Origin of the sequence: Vibrio sp. Y51_MX_L26, from assembly GCF_024181935.1 — a bacterium.
Classification (GTDB): domain Bacteria; phylum Pseudomonadota; class Gammaproteobacteria; order Enterobacterales; family Vibrionaceae; genus Vibrio; species Vibrio diabolicus.
In genome coordinates this window covers 187,999-210,273 of the sequence record NZ_JAMZAS010000002.1, presented here as the reverse complement: position 1 = coordinate 210,273, position 22,275 = coordinate 187,999, and the positions used below count along the sequence as shown (strand labels likewise).

At 43.6% G+C, this 22,275-nt stretch carries 17 protein-coding genes and 1 tRNA gene; 7 read left to right on the top strand and 11 right to left on the bottom strand.

Annotated elements, in window-relative coordinates:
* The first annotated feature begins 154 nt into the window (after positions 1-154).
* Positions 155-919 (top strand): hypothetical protein, encoded by a 765-nt coding sequence (locus NL645_RS07100; RefSeq protein WP_006742886.1) that lies wholly within the window; start codon positions 155-157, stop codon positions 917-919.
* 97 nt (positions 920-1,016) lie between these two features.
* Positions 1,017-1,787 carry a tRNA isopentenyl-2-thiomethyl-A-37 hydroxylase MiaE gene (locus NL645_RS07095; RefSeq protein WP_104969257.1) on the top strand — a complete coding sequence of 257 codons (771 nt, stop codon included), beginning with the start codon at positions 1,017-1,019 and terminating at the stop codon, positions 1,785-1,787.
* A gap of 130 nt (positions 1,788-1,917) precedes the next feature.
* Here NL645_RS07095 and NL645_RS07090 read toward each other — a convergent pair whose 3' ends face one another.
* Positions 1,918-3,546: a methyl-accepting chemotaxis protein gene (locus NL645_RS07090; RefSeq protein WP_253651479.1), complete on the bottom strand. Its 1,629-nt coding sequence runs from the start codon at positions 3,544-3,546 to the stop codon at positions 1,918-1,920.
* Positions 3,547-3,701: 155 nt separating this feature from the next.
* A complete protein-coding gene (locus NL645_RS07085; protein ID WP_203342264.1) occupies positions 3,702-3,968 on the bottom strand; it encodes a hypothetical protein in 267 nt (88 codons plus the stop codon).
* 293 nt (positions 3,969-4,261) lie between these two features.
* Between NL645_RS07085 and NL645_RS07080 the strand changes: the two genes are divergently transcribed.
* Both NL645_RS07080 and NL645_RS07075 read left to right on the top strand, forming a co-directional pair.
* Positions 4,262-5,590 carry a sphingomyelin phosphodiesterase gene (locus NL645_RS07080; RefSeq protein WP_253651478.1) on the top strand — a complete coding sequence of 443 codons (1,329 nt, stop codon included), beginning with the start codon at positions 4,262-4,264 and terminating at the stop codon, positions 5,588-5,590.
* Entirely contained in the window at positions 5,587-6,543 is a 957-nt protein-coding gene (locus NL645_RS07075) for an ATP-dependent dsDNA exonuclease (RefSeq protein WP_253651477.1), read from the top strand. Before NL645_RS07080 ends, NL645_RS07075 begins: the two co-directional genes overlap by 4 nt.
* Before the next feature lie 90 nt (positions 6,544-6,633).
* Here the strand turns inward: NL645_RS07075 and trpS are convergent, their stop codons facing one another.
* A complete protein-coding gene (gene trpS, locus NL645_RS07070; protein ID WP_253651476.1) occupies positions 6,634-7,656 on the bottom strand; it encodes a tryptophan--tRNA ligase in 1,023 nt (340 codons plus the stop codon).
* A gap of 600 nt (positions 7,657-8,256) precedes the next feature.
* Between trpS and NL645_RS07065 the strand changes: the two genes are divergently transcribed.
* Entirely contained in the window at positions 8,257-9,213 is a 957-nt protein-coding gene (locus NL645_RS07065) for an AEC family transporter (protein ID WP_176320335.1), read from the top strand.
* A 46-nt stretch (positions 9,214-9,259) separates the two neighbouring features.
* On the opposite strand, the gene NL645_RS07060 is transcribed toward NL645_RS07065, so the two are convergent.
* From NL645_RS07060 to NL645_RS07040, 5 genes are all read right to left on the bottom strand, one after another.
* Entirely contained in the window at positions 9,260-9,715 is a 456-nt protein-coding gene (locus NL645_RS07060) for a MarR family winged helix-turn-helix transcriptional regulator (RefSeq protein WP_253651475.1), read from the bottom strand.
* Between the two features lie 192 nt (positions 9,716-9,907).
* A complete protein-coding gene (locus tag NL645_RS07055; RefSeq protein WP_046874752.1) occupies positions 9,908-13,069 on the bottom strand; it encodes an efflux RND transporter permease subunit in 3,162 nt (1,053 codons plus the stop codon).
* A gap of 2 nt (positions 13,070-13,071) precedes the next feature.
* Positions 13,072-14,211: an efflux RND transporter periplasmic adaptor subunit gene (locus tag NL645_RS07050; RefSeq protein ID WP_253651474.1), complete on the bottom strand. Its 1,140-nt coding sequence runs from the start codon at positions 14,209-14,211 to the stop codon at positions 13,072-13,074.
* Positions 14,212-14,674: 463 nt separating this feature from the next.
* Positions 14,675-16,312: a methyl-accepting chemotaxis protein gene (locus NL645_RS07045; RefSeq protein ID WP_253651473.1), complete on the bottom strand. Its 1,638-nt coding sequence runs from the start codon at positions 16,310-16,312 to the stop codon at positions 14,675-14,677.
* A gap of 582 nt (positions 16,313-16,894) precedes the next feature.
* Entirely contained in the window at positions 16,895-17,551 is a 657-nt protein-coding gene (locus NL645_RS07040; RefSeq protein ID WP_140318798.1) for a hypothetical protein, read from the bottom strand.
* Positions 17,552-17,782: 231 nt separating this feature from the next.
* On the opposite strand from NL645_RS07040, the gene NL645_RS07035 reads away from it, so the two are divergent.
* Positions 17,783-18,337, top strand: a complete 555-nt coding sequence (locus tag NL645_RS07035; RefSeq protein ID WP_140184647.1) for a recombinase family protein — start codon at positions 17,783-17,785, stop codon at positions 18,335-18,337.
* 191 nt (positions 18,338-18,528) lie between these two features.
* Positions 18,529-19,467, top strand: coding sequence for a hypothetical protein (locus tag NL645_RS07030; protein WP_229615910.1), 939 nt, complete (start codon positions 18,529-18,531; stop codon positions 19,465-19,467).
* Positions 19,468-19,594: 127 nt separating this feature from the next.
* Here NL645_RS07030 and NL645_RS07025 read toward each other — a convergent pair whose 3' ends face one another.
* From NL645_RS07025 to NL645_RS07015, 3 genes are all read right to left on the bottom strand, one after another.
* On the bottom strand, positions 19,595-21,298 hold the full coding sequence (locus NL645_RS07025) for a site-specific integrase (RefSeq protein WP_253651472.1): 1,704 nt from the start codon (positions 21,296-21,298) through the stop codon (positions 19,595-19,597).
* 93 nt (positions 21,299-21,391) lie between these two features.
* Positions 21,392-21,479, bottom strand: a tRNA-Ser gene (locus tag NL645_RS07020).
* A 144-nt stretch (positions 21,480-21,623) separates the two neighbouring features.
* Complete coding sequence (locus NL645_RS07015) at positions 21,624-22,073, bottom strand: L-alanine exporter AlaE (protein WP_047008566.1); 450 nt, start codon at positions 22,071-22,073, stop codon at positions 21,624-21,626.
* Positions 22,074-22,275: the final 202 nt, after the last annotated feature.

The following is a 22,275-nucleotide window of genomic DNA, read 5'->3' as shown; positions in this document are numbered from 1 at the left end:
TGAGCCAATAAATGACTGAAGTTCTATGATGTGACTTCTATCAGTAGCTAAAACGTGGGAGAGACAAAATAATCAAACAAATAGGGTGCCGAGTAAGATAAGATTCATGTATTCTTTAACGCTAGCCGTAGAAAAGTAAAGCAGACGCAAAGATATGAATATTGGTTTAATAATCGCTTTGGTAGCCATCCTACTGGTGTTGATCCTAGGCTATAACATTATGTTGCAGTATAAGGTCAAGGTAGAAACTGCGAAAAGACAGGAGTCCGCACGCTATGTTGCCTTGATTGATGGCACTGAAGAGTTGATTGGTCATGCGCACCATATCCCTTTTAGTAAGGAGCTGTTGCTGTGTCTAAACAATCGTATTCTTGACGCGCTAGAAAGCATGCATGAGCTTGACCCGAAGAATAAGCAACTTGCTCAACGTATCGAAAACATGAAGCAACAGATTGAGCAACTGAAAGAGAATGGTCCCACTGGTGAGAGTACCACGTTCAAAATGCCGAGCAGTGATAAACAAGCCATCGTCATGCTTAAGTTGGTGAAACGCCTCCGCGATACTATCCGTAACGAACACAATAAAGGCCGTATCGACACCCAGACTTACGTCGCTGAAAATGCGCGTTTAGAAACGATGCAGATTCGTATCAACATCGAAAACGTCATTAAAAGAGCAAACGACTCAATCGCTCGAGGTCAACCTGGTACAGCACTTCAACTGCTACGCAAAGGTATCGATGCATTGAGTACAAAGAGCGACCCCTACTCGATTCAAGCGAAACAGAAGCTTGAAGACATGCTGGGCGACCTAGATAAAAAACGCCAAGATAAAAGTGATGCCGAAATGCAGCAGATCGCCGATAAAGAGCGCGACAATGACATGGAAGCACTCTTCGGCGAGAAGAAAAAGTGGTAACATTCACTTAAGGTCAATAAAGGCTGCGATCGCAGCCTTTTTTCTATCCGTAAGATAGCGGATATGCCCAATTAGAATGTGAAGTACTAAAACTAAAATGATGAATCTAGACGCCTATCAAGATCTTCTTGCTCCCATTAACCAATTTCTGCAATGCAGCACACCTGATGAATGGGTAGAGGAAGCAAAGAAACCAGAAAACCTTCAAACCATTTTATTAGACCACCTACTGTGTGAGCTAAAAGCTGGCCAATCTGCGATGTTTTTAATTCGTAAGTATGCCGTTGACCAATCCAGTTCACATGCTCTGCTTGACTGGTTTAAACCCTATGAAGATTTTGCTTATCGCAATGTAGGCTCACTAGAAACTTTAAAAGGTAAGAGCAATATTTCCAAAGCGATCATGGCTAAGTCCAACTCACCTTACAGCCAAGATTTGATCGATAAAATGGTGCTTTTGATTAAAGAGGAATTGCACCACTTTTATCAAGTTTTAGAGATCATGGAACACCGTGGAATTGAGTATAAAAATATTCCAGCAAGTCGCTATGCTAAAGGGCTCATTTCGCATATGAAGACTCATGAACCGGAAACGCTGATCGATAAGCTCATCATTGGTGCGTACATCGAAGCCCGATCTTGTGAGCGTTTTGCCAAACTAGCACCACATATGGATGACGATATCGCAAAATTCTACGTTTCTTTACTGCGCTCAGAAGCACGCCACTATCAAGATTATCTTGTATTGGCAGAGCAAATCGCGGGGAAAGACATCAGCGAACGCATAGCCTATTTTGGCCGAGTTGAGGCGGATTTAATTTCTACGCCAGATACAGATTTTAAGTTCCATAGTGGTATTCCAGCCTAGCGAGCATATTCTCCCAAGATTGAGCATGTTCTGAACTTATTTATTCTCTGTCTATATAAATAAGCCGGACATTTCGTCCGGCTTATTTTTTTGTAGCAATGAGGTTAGGAATAAAGCTGAAACACAACAACTAGAGCTGGAATGAACCCATTCGAGTTTTCAAGTTGTGCGCTAGGCTACTGATCTGCTGGCAAGCCACAGCCGTTTGCGAAGCTCCCTCAGCCATCTCTGTTGAAGCACTATTAATATGCTCCACACTGCGATTCAGCTCTTCGGATACAGAATTCTGCTCACTACAAGCCGTTGCGATTTGTGTGCTCATTTGCGCTATGTTATCGACAGAATGTTCAATTTCTTTTATCTGGCTATCAGCGTCATTGACTTGCTCAACACACTGAGAAATCCCCTCCTGACAATCACGGCTTGAATGCCCTATTTTGCTGCTGCTCTCTTGTAGTTGATTAACAATTTCCACAATTTGTGAAGTGGAGTCTTGAGTGCGTTGCGCCAGAGAACGAACCTCATCTGCCACAACAGCAAACCCACGTCCTTGTTCACCGGCCCGAGCGGCTTCAATTGCGGCGTTCAGTGCTAACAAGTTTGTTTGCTCCGCAATCCCGCGGATCACATCTACGACCACATTGATATTGTTTGAGCTAGATTCAAGCTCACGTGCCAGTTCATCTGACTCTTGGATCGTATGTGATACACGCTCAATTACTGCGATAGTTTGTTGTAACGTCGCCGTTCCTTGTTTAGCCACTTCCGTTGCCGAGTAAGCAGAGGTCGCGCCAACTTCGGTATTTTGTGCCACTTCACTTACAGCAGCTTGCATTTCTGTCATCGCAGAAGCCACCGAGCTAAGTTCAATTTGTTGATTTTGCATACCAGAAGCGGTCTGAGAAGAAATAGCACTCACTTCCTCTACTGCTGCCGTTAGCTGAATCGTTGAGTCATTAATCTCAGAAACCAGCGAATGTAAGTTTGTTTGCATACCGACAAGCTCTTTGAGCAACGTTCCTAACTCGTCTTTGCTCAATTCACTTTCGTCGATTTGATTATTCAATTGACCCTTGGCGATTTTAGAAGCGAATTCCAATGCTCGATCAACAGGCCCGCAAATGACTCGAGAAAGCAACATGGCAGACATTACCATGACCAATGCGACGACAAGCGCACCAACAGCAGCGCTGTATTGTGTAAATGCCGCTTCATTTTGTACTTCTTCGCCAATCAAATTCACCAACTCATCGTTCAACGCGAGGGTATCATCCAAGCTGCTCAACGCTTTTGAGTAAGTATCGAAACTCGATAAAATCACATCATTTGCACTTTCAGCATCACCTTGGCTTAGCAGTGCGTTGTAAGTCTTCGTTTCCTTGATGTATTGATTCCAAGTTTCTTTAAAAACGTTAAAAGACTGCGTTTCACGCGGATTAAGGTCGAGCTTTTCGTATTCTGCAATACCAGCCTGCACATCAGAACGCCATTGGTCGAGGCCTTTTAACCACTCACCAATTTTGGGGTGATTTGCGTTTGGCAATAAAGAGAACTCATCTTTGCGCACTTTAGTAATATCAACTTGGATACCTTTCAAAATCGCAACAGAAGGTAAACTTTTATCTGTTAGCACTGAGATGTCTTTATTCAGTGTTAACAAACCTTGTACCAACATTACTGACACTAAACCAAACACGGCAAAAACGGCTAAATAACTAACCGATATTTTCTTTACGACACTTAAGTCTTTAATACGCATGCACTTTCTCCCCGCAGCCTTTCCAAACCTCTCACTTAAGTGAAAGCTTAACCTCTAAAACACACTGTTATTTGCGCTCGATATCATTGAGCGCTCTTATATACATCGGCCTGAGAGATCAAATCTTGACCGGTAATTGATATTTTTATCACTCGCTATTTTAGAGATATGCTCGCATGCTCCGTATTGTGTCTACATTTTTTTATGAGCGCTTCCCGGCGCAACTCTAAGATCTCATCGATGAGTTTTTCTTTAGCGTTGATGCCAAAGTGCTGGGCATAGTTTTTGACTTTTTCAATCTCATTAGGCTGTAAGCGGTATACCTCTTTCTTTAAACGAGCTTCTGCTTCGCTTCTAATCAAACCTTGGTCTTGTAGTAATTTAATGATGGTTTCATCGATTGGATTTACTGCTCTAGCCATGGTGCTCCATCTATCAATTTAAGTTCTAGCCATGTGGCTGGATGAATGACGCCGCACAACTTATAGAGCGAAGATGACAACTTGATTGCAGTGAGTACGGTTCGTTAACCATCGCTATTATTTACAGCCGCTTAAGCAACCATTAACTCTCTACCCCCGACTCCTCACCATTGAATAAAGATCACATTCTGATAACAATTTTCAGTACTGGCTTCGATGTCATCCATATTTAACGTGCAAGTAATATTTATAAACAAGAATGATTGCTCTAGTTCAAATGATGGAAAAATAAGATGAAACTATCGCAGTGGGGTCTTTTATTAAGTGGCTTGGTGACATTGCCAAGCATTGCAGATACAGATGTTTATCTAACCAATAACTCTGATCAGCCTTTAACTATTCAAGTAAAGCACGAAGGCAGTGATTTACTTCAATACGGAGAAGAGTGGCAGCAACATGTACAAGTACTTGGTCCGTGGGAAACCAAACCTGTATTGAGCTTCAATCGTTGGGAAGGCGTGAAATCAAACCAAACTTACCGTTTTGAAACTGTGGTTTCTAGCCCTAAAGGTGAAAGCATAACACTCAATCAGGTCATGGAAGGTCATTGGTATAATTCAACCATTGAATATGGCTTATCAGCGGCCGATGTCGATTTATCTCTTAAAGATGATCGTAATATTCATCGTGCCAACACTAACGCTTTTGGCATCCGAGAAACCGAACTGGCATTTAAGTCAGACAGTACCGCTCGATACGACGATCTTTATTACACGATCACGCCAAGCAAAGTAAATGAATCTGTCGATAACGAAGAACAAAACCTTAAGTTGATGACTTACAACATCTGGGCTCTTACGGCTATTGCATCGCACATCGGTGATCGTTACGAACTGATTCCTCAACACGTCAAAGGTTATGATGTATTAGCGCTGCAAGAAGTGTTTGCAAGCGGTCGTGAAGCATTCCTACGTGAGTTAGCTAAGGAATATCCGTACCAAACTAAGATGTTAGATAAAGAAGGCGTTAATATTCATGATGGTGGGGTGATCATTGTCAGTCGCTATCCTATCGTGAATGAAGCGCAATATGTCTTCCCCGATTGCTCTGGCACAGACTGCTTTGCCGACAAAGGCGTGAATTATGCGGAAATTATTAAAGGTGGTCAGGCTTACCATGTGTTTGCTACCCATACCGCATCTTTCGATACAGACACCGCTCGCGAGTATCGTCAGCGCCAGTTCAAACAAATCCGCGCACTCGCTAAATCTCTCAACATTCCTTCAAGCGAAACTGTGGTATACAGCGGCGACTTTAACGTAAACAAAAGAAAGTTCCCTGGTGACTACCAACAAATGATCGCCAACTTAAGCGCCATCGAACCTCAGTATTCAGGTTACACGGAGTCAACCTTTGATCCCCGTATCAATAACTTCGCAGGTGAAGCGTTATCAGGCGGCGAAAACGTGGAATACCTTGACTATGTCATGGTGAGTAGCGAATACGGCGTGAAATCATTCAATGACAACCGTGTGGACGTGCCGCGTACAACTTCAGAAAGTTTATGGAAACACTACAACCTTTCTGACCATTTCCCAGTTAGCGCAACAATCAAGCCATGAAGAAAATCGCGTTGATAATCATGTCCGCCATTATGGCGGGCATGATGTTTTTAACTTTCAGTCAAGATGGGCAGCAAGAAGCAGCCGTGTCCGCTTCTGCTCCAAAGACACAAAATAAGAACGTCCCCAGTACATCACTAAAAACAAGCAATATCGCTCCCAGTGCAGATGCTTCACCACAGACCGCAGAGCTCCCTTCTGCGACTCAAATAACGACTGAGAGACTAACTCTGCTCAAAGGGAGAGAACTCGTCGCAGAGCTTGAGTCATTTTGGCATGAGTGCATGTCGAACCGCGACTGTGAGGAACAGTTAGCCTTGCTCGAGCCTTATTTATCTTCAGCACGATTTCAACTTTTGGCGAGCTACCATCAACTCAACAGTCAATGGCAAGAAAGTGTGGGTAATTTGTTGTTTGATGAGCAACAACCACTAGCCTCACGTATTGCACAACTGAAAGCCGAGGCGAGAGGCGTTTGGGGCGAGTTGGCTGATGTTATTTTCGCGGATGAGTTCGCCCTATACGATTTCAATTTAGAGGCCCAACAGCTCAACACGCAAAGTCCAGAAAGCTTTTTGCAAGCTTTCGAGCAACTCATCATAGACTGGCAAGAAAATGCAGAGGCTATCGGGCTTACAAACGACCAAGCAAAATATGAGCGTGCAGTCGCCCTAATACCCAATAGCATGAGCTTTCCAGATCGCCAAACCATCATCGCAGAGCTGCAAAAAACTTACTTAACGAAGGACGAAAGCGAAGAGATTCACGATCGTCAGCAACAAATTGCCCAGCAAAAAGAGCAAGTCAGAGATTACCAACAAGCATTGCAACAACTTGAGTCCAGACTCAGAAAAGAGAGAGCCACCAGCCATGCTAGTTTATCAGAACCGGAATGGCACAGTTATTACCAACAAGAAATAGCGGATTTTCGCCGCGAGTTCTTTTCTTCTTAAATGTCAGCTTTCATTGATGGGAATTGAAAGTCCAAAAGGCACGTTACGAATAAACAGCCGTGCCTTTTATTCAGAACCTTGTTTTTTAATTCAGAACAAATTCAAACCAAATACATCTTTCACATCAAATAGCACTTTTTCGGTTTTCTCGCGAGAACGCTCACTACCATGTTTTAAAATATCAATCAGTTGTGCTTTATCATTCAAATACATAGCGCGCTTTTCTCGAATAGGGCGAAGCATCTCTTGTAGGCATTCTTCTAACACTTTCTTGGTCAAACCATCACCTAACCCACCTCGTCGATAATGGTCTTTTAGCTGTTCGACATAGTTTTTATCAGGATGAAAAGCATCGAGGTAGGTAAATACAATATTCCCTTCGACTTGGCCAGGGTCCTCAATTTTCAGGTGATTGGGGTCGGTATACATAGATTTCACCGCCGCAGAAATCTCCTTTTCAGACGCCCCTAGGTTGATTGCATTCCCCATACTTTTAGACATCTTATTTTTGCCATCAGTACTCGGCAAACGAGGGGCATCACTAAGTAATGGACGGCACTCTTTAAGAATATCTTTTCCACCCAGGTGGTTTATTTTTCTTACGATTTCATTAGTTTGCTCCAACATCGGCAGTTGGTCATCACCTACCGGAACCAACGTCGCGTGGAACCCCGTAATATCGGCAGCTTGAGAAATTGGATACGTTAAAAAACCAGCGGGAATAGAGCGTTCAAAGCCTTTACTTTGAATCTCATTTTTAACCGTGGGATTACGCTCTAAACGCGCAATAGAGACAAGATTGCTGTAATACATCGTTAACTCAGCTAACGCTGGTATTTGAGATTGCAACGTGATCGTGGTTTGTGTGGGGTCGATACCAACGGCCAGATAATCCGCAACGACATTGAGAATATTGGAGGATACCTTTGATGGGTTGTGGGCGTTATCCGTCAAACCTTGCATGTCTGCGACTAAGATCGTTTGCTCGTGCTCCGTTTGCAATTTGACTCGTTGTTGCAATGAACCAATATAGTGCCCGAGATGTAATGGACCTGTCGCTCGATCGCCGGTAAGGATAATTTCGCGCTGCGATGTACTTTGAATGGTGTTCATATTTATCTCCAAGTATTTAATAGATCGCTACTGGAGATAAAAAGATCAAACACTCTTAGCTACCATCCAGCAGCTTAAGAATGTGAGTATTCCGTGCCGCTCTATTTAGAGCGCCACCAAAAGAAGGTTGTTGATGAAGGGCTAACGTGTATTTTCATGTTTTCAAACTAACAGTACATCAAGCTGAACTCAATCTGTTTTTGTATTGAATTAGCGTGAGGATTCAAAGAGCCTACAGAAACGATTACATTGGTAAAGACATCGCAATGACTAAAGCTGCACCAAACACCGAACCTGAGACAAATGCACAAAGTACGGTTTTGTTGTGTTTCCTTTTCATCGATGAACTCCTATCCATAACCACAATGACCAACCCTTTTATTCAATACGCATGTGGATGCATCACGGCAAGTAGTAAACCAACATATCGCGCATAGAACCAGTACAGCTTTGTTAAACTGGGACCTCGTCCATAACTTGGAATGCAAATGGTTCTGGAACCAACAAAAGAGGAAAATTTCATCACTTTTCTGTCCTGTCTCCCAGAGTTTATGGCTTAATAGACAGCAGGAATATTTTTCTTTTGCTGCGGGTACTTACATGGAAGCTGTTCTACATCAGTTGCAATTCTCTTTGTCGATAACCGGCCCTATCTGCTTAATGTTAATACTTGGCGTGGTGTTCAAACGCATTGGACTGATCAACGATAATTTTATCGAAGTGGGCTCTAAACTGGTGTTTCAAGTTACGCTACCTGCGATGTTATTTGTCAGTATTGTGGCTTCAGAACACGATTTTTCCGCGGCGAGTGGCTTTGTCAATTTCGGCGTCATCGCTAGCATTTCGTTTTTCATTTTCACCTACCTTTCGGTCAAGCTTCTGTTCAAAGCATCGCCTGACCAAGGTGTTCTTATCCAAGGTGGGTTTCGAGCAAACACAGGGATTATTGGCATCGCTTACGTTGCCAATGCGTATGGTTCTCAAGGTGTGGCGTTAGCAGCGCTTTATGTCGCGGTCACCACGTTTATTTACAACGTCCAAGCGGTAATTTGCTTATCTCCCAAAGGCGCAACTTCTGTCCCACAAGCCGCAAAAATGATGGGCCGAACACTGACGAGGAATCCACTGATAATCTCAATCGTCCTAGGGATGGCTTTCTATTTGCTCTCTATTCCAGTACCGAATGTTGTTATTGATGCAGGGGACTACTTGTCCAAAATGACATTACCTTTAGCGCTGTTGTGTACGGGCGGCTCACTCGATTTTAGCTTGATGAGAAAAGAGAAAGGTCCATCTTGGTTTGCAAGCAGTTACAAGCTGATCGTGGCACCCGTAATGATCACTATTGGTGCTTACTTAGTAGGTTTTCGAGGAATTGAGTTAGGTATTCTTTTCTTTATGAACGCTTCCCCAGTGGCAGCGGCCAGTTATGTCATGGCACGTTCGATGGGAGGCAATGCCACATTAGCCGCAAATATCATCGCACTCACTACGGTACTTTCTACCATCACGTGTACGTTGGGCATTCTATTTCTTAAGTTTTACGACTTAATATAATTGATCACCGATAAAGTAAAGGCGCGTTAGATAGCATTAAGATAAGCTACTGGTCGTGATTTGCAAAAGTGAGCTTTCTTACCAAACGAAAAAACTCACTCGCTTCTGATTCAGACAAACAAGCAAAAAATTCTTTCTGTAAGTTCGTCATGATTTGATGCACTTGCTTTAAAGCGTTTGCCCCCTCTTTTGTCATACTTAGCATTTTGAGACGCTGATTCGATTTACTTTTAGAAACTTGAACAAACCCTCGCTTTTCCAAATTATCCACCATTCGCTTTGCTACACTTCGCTCAGTTCGAACCGCGTCAGCCAGCGCTTGCTGACTCATGGGTTGAAACTCTTCCAAAGCGGCCAGTGCACTTGCCATCTCGAGTGTCATTAAATTTTGCCGAGAGAGCTCAGCTTGAGCACGGTTGCGATACATTCGCTGCATCACACCGCAGGCAAACATAGGGCTTTGATCCAAAACGGAAATTGGGGAGATTTTCTGATCTTTCATCGTCGTTTGTTCTTCTTTAGGCTTTCATTCGGTCGGAAGGAGTAAGCAGATTCTGCATAAGGCAAAACGCTCCCCCTTCAAGTTTGCGTCAAAGACGGTAACCACCAAGTGAAAACATAAAATAAAGAGCGCCGAAGCGCCCTTTTATCGTGTTTATTATCACCAGTATAACTCAGTTACAGCAGCCAAGTCTTACTCGCTTTGCTGAGCCGGTTTAGGATTAGTCTCTGACAGCTCTGCCTCCGATTCTTTTCTCGCACGTCGATCAAACAATCGCTCAACCACCACAAAGAAAATTGGCACAAAGAATATACCTAAGATCGTCGCACTGATCATGCCACCAAGTACACCAGTACCTACCGCATTTTGACCTGCTGAGCCCACGCCAGAGCTGATAGCAAGCGGTACTACACCTAGACCAAAGGCAAGCGATGTCATAATAATAGGGCGCAGACGAACACGAACGGCATGCAGGGTAGCTTCGATAAGGCCAGCGCCTTTCTCGTAGTAATCTTTCGCAAACTCAACAATCAGAATGGCGTTTTTAGTTGCCAAGCCGACCGTCGTTAATAAGCTCACCTGGAAGAATACATCGTTGTCCATACTTCGCGTCATTACCGCGAGCACAGCACCAAGCACACCAAGAGGCACAACTAACACCACGGCGAAAGGTACTGACCAACTTTCATACAAAGCGGCGAGAACTAAGAATACGACGAGGATAGACAGCGCATATAACATTGGCGCTTGGTTTCCGGAAAGGCGCTCTTCATACGAAATACCATTCCAGTTCACCGTGAAGCCTTCTGGTAGCTTTTCTACCATTGCTTCAATTTCTGCCATAGCTTCACCAGTACTGACGCCAGGAGCTGCGCCGCCTTGGATATTCATCGCTGGCAAACCATCAAAACGCTGCAAAAGAGGTGAACCATACGTCCACTCTCCGCTCGCAAAGGCAGAGAAAGGCACCATCTCACCTTTTGAGTTGCGCACGTACCACGAATCGAAGTCTTTTGGCTGCATACGGTATTCCGCATCACTTTGCATCATGACTTTTTTCACTCGACCGCGATCAATATAGTCGTTAATGTACGCCCCGCCCCATGCCGCTGACAGGATTTGGTTGACGTCATTAATGCTAACATCCAGAGCACGCAGTTTAACGTGGTCAATGTTCACTTTGTACATTGGCGCATCTGCTTGGCCGTTCGGACGAACACCGACAAGTTTCGGGTTTTGTGCAGCCATGCCAAGCAGTTGACCTTGCGCAGCGACTAATGCGTCGTGACCTTTGTTCAACGAATCTTGAAGATAGAAATCAAAGCCTGTCGAGTTACCCAATTCTTGAATCGCAGGAGGTGCAAATGCAAAGACCAGTGCTTCTTTGATGGTTGAGAAGTACCCCATCGCTCGACCCGTAATGGAAGCTGCATCAGCACCCGGCGCTTCACGCTCTGACCAATCTTTCAGACCGATAAATGCCATCCCCATGTTTTGGCCTTGGCCTGCAAAACTAAAGCCCGCAACGGAGAAGACAGATTTCACGTTGTCTTTCTCATCCACAAGGTAAAAGTCGCGCATTTTCTCAAGTGTTTTTTCCGTCTGCTCTTGCGTTGAGTTAGGCGGCAAAATGGCCATTGAGAATACCGTGCCTTGGTCTTCATCCGGCAAGAATGACGTCGGAAGGTTCATAAACAGCCAGCCCGCACCTGCACTCATTGCCAAGAATACAACCAACATACGACCTGTGCGCTTTAGGAGTTTAGCAACGCCGGTTTCATAGCCAGCTGTCATCGCATCAAACTTGCGGTTAAACCAGCCAAAGAAGCCTTTCTTTTCTAGAAGCTCAGCATCGCCTTTTTTCAGTAATGTTGCACATAATGCTGGAGTCAGAATTATCGCTACCAAAACTGAAAGTGTCATCGCCGCCACAATCGTTATCGAGAACTGACGGTAAATAACCCCTGTAGAACCAGACATAAACGCCATAGGGACGAATACCGCAGAAAGCGTCAGCCCCACACCAATCAGAGCACCAGTGATCTGCCCCATCGATTTTTTGGTCGCTTCTTTGGGCTCTAACCCATCCTCATGCATCACACGCTCGACGTTTTCCACCACAACGATGGCATCGTCCACCAGCAAACCGATAGCCAGAACCATCGCGAACATGGTTAACGTGTTTACGCTAAATCCAGTCGCGTACAAAATAGCGAAGGTGCCAAGCAGTACGACAGGCACTGCGATCGTTGGAATGATCGTCGCACGGAAGTTCTGCAAGAACAGGTACATGATTAAGAACACAAGAAGAATGGCTTCTAATAGCGTTTTAACCACTTCTTGAATCGAGGCTTTGACGAATGGCGTTGTTTCAAATGGGTAAGCAATCTGCAACCCTTCTGGGAACGTTGCACTCAGTTGGTCTAAGCGCTCTTTTACTGCATTGGCGGTCTCAAGCGCGTTTGCGCCAGTACCTAATGAAATACCTAACCCCGATGCTGGGAAGCCATTATATTGGCCTCGAATATCGTAACTTTCTGCACCACGTTCAACGCGAGCTACATCTTTCAAATAAACATTCGAACCACTGGCGTCAGACTTAAGAATGATGTCTTGGAACTCTTCTACACTGCTCAAACGACTTGCAGACGAAATCGTTGCATTCAACAGCTGACCTTCCTGCGCAGGTGCTGCACCAAGTTGACCTGAAGAAACTTGCGCGTTCTGTTCACTGATAGCATTTGCTACATCGATTGCGGTCAAGTTGAACTGCGTAAGCTTAAATGGGTCCAGCCAGACTCGCATCGCATACTGCGCACCAAACGCCTGCACTTGTCCTACGCCAGTTACACGACTTATCGGGTCTTGAATATTCGTTACAACAAAGTCGCCGATATCGTTTTCTGTAAAGTCAGGATCTTCAGAATAAACTGCCACCACCATGAGAAACGCCGTGTTGGATTTATTCACGACGATACCTTGGTTTTGTACTTCCATCGGCAATGATGTCAATGCCAATTGCAGCTTGTTCTGCACCTGTACTTGCGCGATATCAGGATCAGCTTCGCTATCAAACGTCAGGGTAATTGTCGCATTACCGAATGCATCACTGCTCGATGATAGGTAGCGAAGATAATCTAATCCCGTCATATTTTGCTCGATAACCTGCGTTACCGAGTCTTCAACGGTTTTCGCTGATGCACCTGGATAACGAGCACTGATGGTGATCGTTGTCGGTGAAATCGTTGGGTATTGCGAGACGGGTAAATTGAATAATGACATTACCCCCGCCAACATCGTTAGAATTGCGAGAACCCAAGCAAATACCGGACGATCGATAAAAAATCGTGCCATGATTACTCCTGTTCACCGTTTTGGATAGTTACTGGGCTGCCTGGACCTACCTTTTGTAACCCAGCAGTAATGACTTTATCGCCCGCGTTTAAACCATCAATAATACGCCATTGATTATTGATCGCTTCGGCTGTCTTCACTGGTCTCGCTTCCACTTTGTTCTCACCATTCACCATCATCACTGTCGCTTTGCCTGTCGCATCGCGAGAAACGGTATTTTGTGGTATCAGAATCGCGTCAGGGTCAACACCAGTAATGACCGTCGCACGAACAAACATTCCTGGTAGTAACAAACCGTCAGGGTTTGGGAATTCAGCGCGAAGCGTCACGCTGCCCGTACTTTCGTTCACATTGACCTCGGTAAATTTCATCGTGCCTTTATGTTCGTACGTGCTGCCATCTTCAAGCATCAATGTAACTTGCGCAGAGTCATCTTCTTGCATATGACCTTGGGAAAGAGCCGCTTTTAAACGCAGCAGTTGCGCGGATGATTGCACAATATCAACGTTGATAGGATCAAGCTGCTGAATGGTCGCTAATTTGGCTGCTTGGTTAGCCGTAACCAACGCACCCGCCGTCACACTCGATTTACCGATCACACCGCTAATCGGAGCTTTCACTTGCGTGTAATCTAAATTGATTTTTGCCGTATTGATCTTAGCTTTTGCGACTAGGACCTGTGCTTGCGCTTCCTTGTATGCTGCTTCTGCTTCATCCAAATCTTGTTGGCTGATGGACTTTTTGGTGATCAAGGTTCTGTAACGCTTCACTGTGGCATGGGTCGATTCTGCCGTTGCTTGAGCTCGGATTAATTCCGCTTCAGCGCTCAGCAAATCCGCTTGAAATGATGAATCATCAATTTGATATAGGGACTGTCCTTGTTCAACAAGGCCGCCTTCAACAAAATTTCGCTCTGAAATAATGCCTGTAACTTGCGGACGAACTTCCGCTTCTTTGAATGCACGGCTACGACCTGGCAACTCGACAGTTAACGCTTGGCGAGTTGGTTCCACCGTTAACACTTCAACTTCGGTTGCGGGCGCAGGACCACTACCTTGGCTCGATCCTTCTTCGCTAGGTTGACATCCAACCACAAAAAGGCTCGACGCAATCAGCAGAGATAGCGTGGTTTTACGTCTCATGAATTTTTCTCTCTTTTACCTACAAGCCTTCAAGATTCCTTGCTAAAAACTTCTAGAATGACTTAATGATGACTAACGGATGTATATCCAGAACAAATTAATTAGGATGATAATTACCCAGTGTTGTACATACAACAAAATTTACAGTTCTATACGCTTACGAAAAACGTTTATGGTAAAGGTGTAATGAAGTTCTCAAATTTGAAGATTTTGGGTTGGAAATCACACTTTCCTGTGAGCAATTGCAATGGTTAAAAAGCAGCAAAAGTGATGATAAAAGCATCATCACGCTGTGCAGAGTTTGTCACCGCTGTCTAGGATTATTTGCACCTCTGGTATACAAAGTTAAGTAAAAGAGGAATGTAAATATAGTCGAGCCTTCACAAGTCAGGTTCGACCCTTATCTAAAAAATAACCCGCTAAGAAGCGGGTTATTTCGTCAGTGAGACTGCAGTTCTCAAGCTTATACTTTGAACTGACTAACCTGATGATCTAAGCGCTGGGTTTGCTCTGATAACATGGCTAAAGATGCTTGCGCTTGGTTGACGATTTCCACAATAGATGTACTGCTATCTGCAATGCCTTGTACGTTGCTATTTACTTCGTCACTTACCGTACTTTGCTGGCTTGCAGCCGTTGCAATGTGTGTGTTCATCTCGTTCATACGTGAAATCGCGTTTAAGATTTCAGAAAGGGATTGACTCGCTCTCCCTGCCGATTGAATTGTTTCATCACTGCTATTTTGGCTACCACGCATCACTTCTACGGCTTGTCCCGCACCAGATTGTAGCTTTTCAATCATGGTTTGGATTTCACCCGTGCTCTGTTGTGTACGACTGGCTAACGAGCGGACCTCATCTGCGACAACAGCAAAGCCTCGCCCTTGCTCTCCTGCACGAGCCGCTTCAATCGCTGCGTTAAGCGCCAATAAGTTCGTTTGCTCTGCGATACCACGAATGACATCCAATACAGAAGCAATGTTACTCACATCATGATCCAATGTGTTAATGACGTGGCTTGCACTTTCGATTTCACTTGCGAGGCTACGAATTGAGCTAACGGTTTGATCCAAAATAATATTGGTATTGGTAAGTTCATCATTCGCTGTTTGGCTCGCAACCGCAGCTTCGTTAGCGCTATCGCTGACATTTCTGCTGGTGACTTGCATTTCATGCACTGCCGCCGCTACCGCCTCGCTGTCTTTTTGCTGTGAAACGGTCGAGTTCGCGATGGTCGTGGTCAACGAGCTAAGATTTTCCATCTCATTACGCAAGGTATTCGAACTTTCAATTACTTGAGAAACTGTCGCTTGGATTTTAGACACAAACTGATTAAACGCGTTCGCTAAATTGCCAATTTCGTCTTGTGTTTTCACATCGATTCGCTGGCTTAAATCACCTTCACCAGAAGCAATTTCTGTCATCGCATTTTTGATATCGTTGATAGGCTTCACGACGGTTTGCAACAACAAAAATGCCATCGCAATAGCGGCCAGAATAACAATCACAATGCCCGCTTCAAGAATTAACTCTGCTCTTGATGCAGCTGCTGAGATTTCATCTTTCAATAAGCTTTGTTTTTCTTCTATCGCATCTTTCACAACATTAAGTTGCGCTCTTACCTCGATAAACTGATTTTCAAAGGTGTGTTTGTGTTCGTTGTAGTAACCAAGCCATTGTGATTGAGGTAAACGCAACATCGCTTCATAACTCGCCAACCATTTTTCACCTAGGGAGACAAGCTTTCTCACTTCATTACCGTGCGAAGAAGGCATCACGCCAGCTTGCGATAGCTCAAGCATTTTCTCCATACGAGGCAGCGCCTTGTATGCGTTGTCTTTGTATTCACCGATGTGGTGGTCAATATCGGTTTGAGTATCAGAAAGAGCAACACCTTGGATTGCAGATGTAGCTTGGTAAAGATCGCGGTAAGCATCCTCAATCGTTAATAAGTTCGGCACTATCTGTTCGTTAAGTGTTTCACTCAACTCAGATTGTTTCCAACTTGTCATAACGTTTAATACAGAGCTCACAATAAACAATCCAATAATCAGTGACAGCGGAATCACTATCTTCTGCTTGATCGTTAAGTTCTGGAACATGAATAGACTCTCTTTAATTATGGTATACAAACTGCCAGAAATTATATCAAACAAATAGAGTATCCCATTAGGTAAAAGACTCTATTAAACATGATATCTGATGACTTTTTGACAAGCGTTCTAATTTCAACAATTAATTGATTTTATGGAAAATTTAATAAGGAACGCTCATCACAACATGCGAATAAAAACGCACTACCTGTACGGAAAATGTGTAACAAAAGATGAATAAAAAAGGAGGCTTTTTGAAGGGCTTGCCGACTCAATGAGTAATTGAGAATCAATACGATATACAGCTCTGGGATTGAACTTGTCGCGTAATACGAAAAAGCCCCAGCATTTCTGCTAGGGCTCAAATGTGGCGGTGAGTGAGAGATTCGAACTCTCGATTGCAAGCTACCAAGTATAAATCATTTAATAACAAACACTTAATGTTAGTCCAATTTCAAGTTTTGTACCACCTTTTTGTACAACCCAAGTAGAGACCGGAAAATATTTAGTAAGTTGTCTACTAAATATGGAGCACGTCTGGTAAGTCTGATTCCTCTACGCCTGCGTACTTAATACAGCGCTTTGAATTACTCATGCCTGATGCTTGTCTACCCAGAACTCGTACTCACGGGTGGAAGCTTGCTCAGTTTCCTGTAGTTCATCTAGTATCGAAAGCATGGCATAATTTAGCTTGTCCAGTGAGCTACAGACTTGTGGTCCCATATAGGCTATGACTTTGTTTTTCTGAATACCATAGTGAGCAGACTGAAGCCCAGTTAGATTAGAGCATGTTTTTATGTATTCCAGACACGCCATACAACCGCTCCACATCGAATAGAGCTTATGGTGTTGCTGATTAAGCTCGTATGCTAATGAAAGGTCCATTTCGCTTATAGCTATGATGCTCTTATCATTAAATAAACCAAGTAGCGCAGAGCGCACGGTAATATCTTCAGTGAAGCTCTTATCAAGTTCAAAATTGAGTTCGTTAAGGTATTCGGTTAACTGCGCTTCTTGTAAGCTGACTAAGTTCTGACGATGCTGAATCACCTGTAAGTATATTTGTGTACACAGTACGATAAGTGTTAAAAGTGCGAGTATGGGGGTATAGACTCCACCAATATAGCTACCTAGCTCTGCCCATTCCGATGACTGAATCCAAAAGCCAATCCCGAATTGATACATGTATGCTGCGATAGGTAGGAATAGGATTAGTGTTACCGTAATTAGTATAAGATTTCGACTCACTTCGTTGCTCCCTAAACTTAATTATTAGACTCAAACCAAAGGGGATTATATGCTTAAAGTAACATACTAATAACCATTAACTCTAAACCTCTCTCTAATTGTAAAGCGTACTGATTAGGTATACCCAAACGACTACGGTCAAACCTTGATCAAACAGTACCCAATAGGGTTGAATTTGAATTGTGACCACAATAAAATCTCTAACATCTTAGAGTTAAACGGGTACACCTAATGGCACACATAGCTTACCTACGTGTTTCGACCACAGACCAAAATACAGACCGTCAACTTACAGATTCTGCTATCACCTTTGATAAGAGCTTTACAGATAAATGCAGTGGTGGCTCAACTAAACGACCAGCATTAGAAGCTCTTAAAGACTACGTTCGAGAAGGGGATACAATCCACGTTCATAGCATCGACCGCCTAGCTCGTAATTTGGTTGATTTGAAGCAACTAATAAACGACTGGACTAGCCAAGGTGTTAGCGTGAGATTCCACAAGGAAAACCTAAGCTTTAATGCTGGTGGAAGTGATCATATGTCTGAGCTTATGCTGAACATGCTAGGAGCTGTAGCTCAATTCGAGTTAGCAATGATTCAGGAAAGACGTCAGGAAGGCATTGAGAAAGCTAAAGCAGCAGGGAAATATAAAGGTAGACCAACTAACACAACTAACCACCAGCGTATCGCTGAGCTACGTTCACAAGGTTTTTCCTTGAGAAAGATTGCCTCCGAAATAGGAGTCTCCTTATCCACAGTCCAAAGAGCCTTAGCAAAGACTTAGTACACCGTAATTACCAAAAAAATGAAGTTTTATAAATCCCGTTTTGTGTGTGCGTAACGGTACGCCGCAATCGTATTCGATATGTATTACCCCGAACCCTCCCCCCTCCTAGGGTTCCAGTCAAACCAAAAAGAGAAACATTAATAATTAATCATAGACCTACAGGTACATAACACACTATGAATCAATTCATGGCAGATAGCAGATTTGCGTATTTAGACCCTCGAACTCTCATACTCGATCCCGCGATGCAAGCCCGTGACGTTGAACTCATAAAAGACAAACGAGAACGTTCAGCGCAAGAGATTAAGCAAGAGAGCCAAAGCAAGGAGATTCTTGAAGACCTTCGTAATGGACAGCCGATAAGGCAACCTATCACTGTTTTTGTGATTGATGACAAGTATTACGTAGTGGATGGTTTCCACCGCACTGGAGCTTGTTTGAAGTACCTTGAAGAAAACCCCGATGCTGAATTGATGATTAACTCGTTGATCATAGAAAACCGTACCTACGCTGAGGCATTCTCAGCAGCCCAAGATGTCAACCAAGCACATGGGGTTGGAGTTACTAAAGATGAAGCAACGCAAGCTAAGTTTCGCAAGCTAATTGTTAACCGAGAGTTTGACCTAAGCGTCTCTCAAATAGAGGAGCTTGTTGGGTGTAGCCGTGGTCAGGCTGGACACATCGCTAACGGCTTAAAAGCTTGCAAAGAAGCATTAGGGAATGACATCGAGATGAACGACTTAGAGAGCTTTGTTGAAAGCCTCAAGTTTGGCTTGGAGTCACGTTATTACCTACCCCAAAGCTGTTGGGACTCTAAGGGTTTCCCGAAGATTAGACGACTCTCAGATGCTTTTAAGGGTAAGGAGTATGTGCCTGACAAAGATGATGAGCAGTGGGAGCAAAAGCAAATTAAAGACGTCTCAAAGAGCATCAGCCGCCTCGTTGAGTTCTTTGGAGAGGATATCTTCAGGGAAGGCTTAAGGAAGTTCGCTAGGGGCTCTCAACTAGGTATCTCGATATCTCAACGGAGTAAGTGGTTGGAAAAAGCTGGGACTATCGAAGGAAGTATTCAAGATAAAAATAGTGGAAATAAAGCCCCTAACGTAACAGAAAACTACGAGTTATAGAAATGACATTGTGAGCTCGTAAGCCTTATACCACAAGGCCTACGGGCTAATTCAAGCCAAGGTGTACACGTGTGTACAGTGGGGAGACTTTAGGTGTACACAACAGTGTAAAGACATTAACGAAAAACTACCAAAGACGTGGGACAGCCAACCTAGGCAAACAGTCTATTGCTTTCTTCTTAGCCTTCATATCAACCGTACCGTATGTTGCTCCGATATTAGCCGGAGCGTGACCAGTGATAGCATCACTAACAGAATCAACTACTCCTAGACCACGCAAAGCTGTTCTCAAAGAGTGCCTAAACGAGTGTGATGGCTGCTTGGTTATGCCTAACCTCTTGACCTGTTTACTCCACCACTTACCAATAGCACCAGACCTTTTACCGTGTTTGTTTGGCTTGTGCTCAGGGAATAGAAACTCTCCACAGGACGCCACATAATCCAAAAAACCCAAATCAATGAGATGATCATGAATCGGCACTTGTCGAACTGACTTAACGTTTTTTACGTTCTGCTCTTCACCCTCACGAACATAAATAAAGTGAATACCTTCGTCTGATCGTTGTATATCTGAACTTCTAAGTTGAACCATTTCTTCAATCCGAGAACCCGTATATCTGCATAGAAGAGGCACCCAATAACAAGCCATGCCATAAGGCTTACTAGCAGTAACATCAGTGAATATATCTAGCTTAAATAACTGATTGATCTCGCTAGGAGTAAACCCTTTAGCTTCCGCTACCGCAGACTTATTCTGTACTTTAGGAAGTGTTACGCCTCTGTATGGGTTGACGTCTATCAAACCAAGCTCAACAGCATAGCCAAATACAGGAGAAGTCTTTCTGAGAATAGTCTTAACGGTTGAAGGAGCGATTGTTTCAAGCCCTTTTGTTTTAACAAGCTCAAGCTGCTCAGTCACTGATTTATTTCTAATCTCTTTGGATTTAGATTTAGGCAATTGTAATAAGGTATCTTTGTACTTTGAGATATGACCTCTGGTTACATCAGCAACGTCTAGATCCCCTATTATCTCAATAAGACGCTCTATCTGTGACTCAACCTCTGCCAAGGATTGAGAAGCTTTGCCATTAATAGATGCAGACTCAAGGTAACGCTTCAATAGACTCGAAATGGAGTTCTGAGATGGTTTCAAAGCCCTAGACGGTATCTTATCAGGCCTAGGTACTGAAATGGGCTCACTAGCGATTGAACTGGTTACTGGCTCATACCCAAAGTCTCGCTTGTGACGAGCCAAGCAGAGAGACTCAACTCGACGGGCGTAATCGTAAAAGGCACAGACCAAACGTCTATATGAAGCGCTTGTCTCACATACAACTAAACCTTCTATTTTTAGCTGCTCCTCAATGAAGTCTTTAAAACCTTCCAAAAGCTCTTGGTATTCCTCTTCAGTAGCTTTTGACGCATCTAGACCACTAAACTCAAATGTGTCAGACAAGCCGAATACGTGGAGACGCTTATCGCCCTCAACGCCATACCATTCATATCGAAGATAGCAATCATAGTTACCATTACCATCAACCTCATCTTTGACTCGCAGATACCAACGCTCGGCAATGATCGCGCAATCACGGACATTAAGCTCAATATCAGATGAATTAGATAGCTTTAAATTAGCGAACTCGATTTGCTTGAGCGCATCATCAAGATGCTGAGGAAATCGCTGCTTTGCTTCAGAAAGGTTTTTCGTTTGAAGAGATTTCTTGAAGACTGTCTTACCGATTATAGGAACCAGCTTTTTTGGGACAGCCATTCTAAAGTAGTAAACACCAGTTTGAGGATGCTTATAAGGACTTGCCATGATGTTCGACATTGTACCTACTCTTTGTACCAGTAGGCAGCTTACATTAAAACACCAAACCCCTGTATTATAAGAAGTTCTTACACTACAAAGGCTTATAGAATGTGGCGGTGAGTGAGAGATTCGAACTCTCGATACGTTGCCGTATACACACTTTCCAGGCGTGCTCCTTCAGCCACTCGGACAACTCACCGAATCAATTTTTGGTTAGCATCATTGGCTAACGAGGCGCTAATTTAATGATTATGTGCCTGATGGTCAAGGCTAAACATAAAAAAAAGCGCCCTTTTCCACTCGATTGCTCACTAAGTAACTAAATTGAGCAAAACTGGGGCATTTAGATGCCTTGAGAATAACCGGGAACACGGAACCAACGGCGGCACATGTCCAAGAAGTACCCATACAACACACCCATACCGCAAGAAATAATGGCGTTACTTGTCACCGCGGTCACTATTTGGTCTGTAGACGCACCAACTGCGAATAAAATTCCCGCATAAACTGGAGACTGAAAAAGCACATAAGCGACCAGATCAGATACGTTTTTCATAAATGAAGACGGCGATACCTTGTTACCCTGACGTAGTACCCAATCACGAAAAACGCCATACGGCCAAGCAATAGCAATATTCACTGGAATAGATAGTGTACGTGATGCTAAAGATTGCTCAAACGTCATCCCTGAAATCAAAATCTCGACAATCATCCCTGTGATAAAGCAAAAAACAACCATAGCAAAGGTATCCGCTGCGGCGTGACGAATACAAAATGGTCCACGAGACTTCATTAACTAACCTCTAAAATTAAATACTACCAACAATAAACAAAATAAAACTATCAACCATCAAACAAATACATGACCAGTTAATAAGACAATTAAATCACATAAAAAGCAGCGTATGGCACTGTATTTGAAATCAAGTTGTAAATTTATAACCATTTTTTAAAATGAAAGTAGTTTTTTTCACCAATAACAACTAAACACGCTT